This is a genomic window from Kitasatospora sp. NPDC001225, assembly GCF_053597855.1.
In genome coordinates, this window is record NZ_JBSFJC010000398.1 from 1 (window position 1) to 1,955 (window position 1,955).

Below are 1,955 nucleotides of genomic sequence, written 5' to 3' on the forward strand. Positions count from 1 at the left end.
GGCGCCGGTGTCGGTCAGTGGCGGTGCCGGTCAGCGCCGGAACAGGCCGGTGAGCACGTCCCACCAGCCGCGGCGCTGCGCCGGGATCGTCGGGGCCGCCGGGACGCCCCGCTCCGGCGCCGCCTTCGCCTGTTCCGCCCCTGCCTCCACCCCTGCCTCCGCCTCCGCCTTCGCGTCGGCCTCCGCCAGCTCCGCCTCCGCCACCGAGAGCGGGTCCGGCTCGATGTCGCGGGCGGTGAACTCCACCGGCAGCGCCGTCAGGTGCCGGGAGATCCAGGCCGAGCTCCAGACCAGCTCCTCCTCGGGCACCGCGAGCCGGACGTCCGGCAGCAGGGTGAGCAGGATGTCGATCCCGGCCTCGGCGACGTGCCGCCCGATGTCCTGGCCGGGGCACTCGTGCGGCCCGGCGCCGAAGGACAGGTGGGAGCGGTTGCCGTACAGCGGGGCCGCCAGGTCGGGGCGGACCACCGGGTCGACGTTGGCCGCCGCGAGCCCCAGCAGCAGCAGGTCCCCGGCCCGGATCTGCTGACCGCCCAGCTCGGTGTCGGCGGTCGCCCAGCGGCCGGCCACCAGGGACATCGGCGGGGAGTCCCAGAGCACCTGGTCCAGCGCCTCGCCCAGGGTCATCTGGCCGCCGGAGAGGTGGGCCCGGAAGCGCGGGTCGGTGAGCACCATCTTCAGCGAGTCGGCGATCAGGTTGACGGTGGTCTCGTTCGCGGCGAGCAGCACCACCCGCAGGTGCTCCATCACCTCGTCCTCGGTCAGCCCGGCCGGGTGCGCCAGCAGACGGCTGGTCAGGTCGTCGCCGGGGTGCTCGCGCTTGAGGGCGATGGTCCGGCGCAGACCGGCGACCACGTACTCGTTGCTGGCGATCGCCGTCTCGGTGCCCTTCATCAGGTCCCGGGCGGCGGTCACCAGCTGCGGTCCGTACTCGTCCGGCATGCCGAGCAGCTTGGTCATCACCAGCATCGGCAGGTGCTCGGCGAACTGGGAGATCAGCTCGGCGTGGCCGGTCGGCCCGACCACCTGGACCAGGTCGGTGGTGAAGCGGCGGACGTGGCGGCGGATGCCGCGCCGGTCGAAGCCGTTCAGGCCGTCCAGCAGGGCCCCGCGCAGCCGGCGGTGCTCGTCGCCGTCGGCGAACACGCAGATCGGCTGCCAGGCGACCACCGGCAGCAGCGGGGAGTCGGGCGGGACCTCGTTGTTGCGGAAGGCGTTCCACAGGCGCGAGTCCCGGGAGAACAGCGAGGGGGTGCGCATCACGGTGATGTTGGTGCCGTGTCCGAGCACCAGCCAGGCCGGGTGGTCGCCGTGCAGCAGCACCGGGGCGACCTCGCCGTGCTCGGCGCGCAGCTTGTCGTACAGGACCGTCGGGTCGGCCTCGGCCTCCGGGCCGTACAGGCGGCGCAGGCCGCCGGGGCCGGTCGGGGCGATGCCGCCGCCCGCGTGGGCCGGGCAGCCGGGTGGCGGGGCGGTGGCCGGCGCGGAGCCGACGGATTCGGGGCCGACGGGTTCGGGGATCGGGGTGGTCACGGGGTCTCCGGTCGCGGGTGGGGTTCGGTGACGAGCGGACGGGCTCGGGGCGGACGATGGGTGGCCGGCTGAGCGGGCGCGGGCGCCGGCTCAGCCGGTGGCCGGGACGGCCAGCTCGTACAGGTAGTGCATCAGGGTCATCAGGGTGTCCCGGCTGGACTCCCGACTGCGCGCGTCGCAGCTGACGATCGGCACCTCGGACGGCAGGTCCAGCGCGCTCCGCAGCTCGTCGAGCGGAACGGCCGGGGCCTCCGGGAAGCTGTTGACGGCCACCACGAAGGGCACACCGCGCTCCTCCAGCCGCCCGATCACCTCGAAGCTGACCTCCAGCCGCCGGGTGTCCACCATACGTATTACCGCGGCTGCTGGCACGTAGTTAGCCGGTGCTTCTTCTGCAGGTACCGTCACTTGCGCTTCTTCCC

General features: G+C 73.9%; 1 protein-coding gene and 1 pseudogene. Both read right to left on the bottom strand.

Annotated elements, in window-relative coordinates; translation table 11 throughout:
• Positions 1-30: 30 nt before the first annotated feature.
• The gene (locus ACWDCZ_RS40860) at positions 31-1,533 is read right to left on the bottom strand and encodes a cytochrome P450 (protein WP_449818656.1); all 1,503 of its coding nucleotides are present in this window, start codon (positions 1,531-1,533) and stop codon (positions 31-33) included.
• A 90-nt stretch (positions 1,534-1,623) separates the two neighbouring features.
• Positions 1,624-1,878, bottom strand: a pseudogene (locus ACWDCZ_RS40865) (ATP-binding protein); the annotation flags it as partial.
• Positions 1,879-1,955 lie beyond the last annotated feature (77 nt).